At 74.3% G+C, this 432-nt stretch carries 1 protein-coding gene; it reads left to right on the top strand.

The genetic code is table 11. The annotated features are described in order from the left end of the window. Positions 1-361: LemA family protein (locus C667_RS23950; protein WP_004392946.1), on the top strand; the 361-nt coding region annotated here is incomplete at its 5' end. Positions 362-432 lie beyond the last annotated feature (71 nt).

The following is a 432-nucleotide window of genomic DNA, read 5'->3' on the forward strand; positions in this document are numbered from 1 at the left end:
GACCGAGGCGCGCGCCCGCGTCGCCCAGGCGCGCGAGGCCCGCGACGTGGCGGCGCTCGGCGCCGCCGAGAACCTGCTGCGCGGCGGGCTGGGGCAGCTCTTCGCGGTCGCCGAGGCCTACCCCGAGCTGCGCGCCAACGAGCACTTCATGCAGCTGCAGAGCCGCATCACCGCGCTCGAGAACGCCATCGCCGACCGCCGCGAGTGGTACAACGAGGCGGTCAATGTGCACAACGTGCGCATCGAGCAGTTCCCCGACCTGCTGATCGCACGCCCGCTCGGCTACGCCGAGCAGCCGCTGCTGCAGTTCAGCGTCGCCGAGAAGGCGGATGTGGATCTGAAGGCGCTCTTCGGCAGCTGAGCGCGCGCGCGGCGCAGCACGAGCGGCGTCGCGGGCGGGGCGGGCCGCGCGCGGCATCACGGGCGAGGCGG

This window comes from Thauera phenylacetica B4P, assembly GCF_000310225.1.
Taxonomy (GTDB): domain Bacteria; phylum Pseudomonadota; class Gammaproteobacteria; order Burkholderiales; family Rhodocyclaceae; genus Thauera; species Thauera phenylacetica.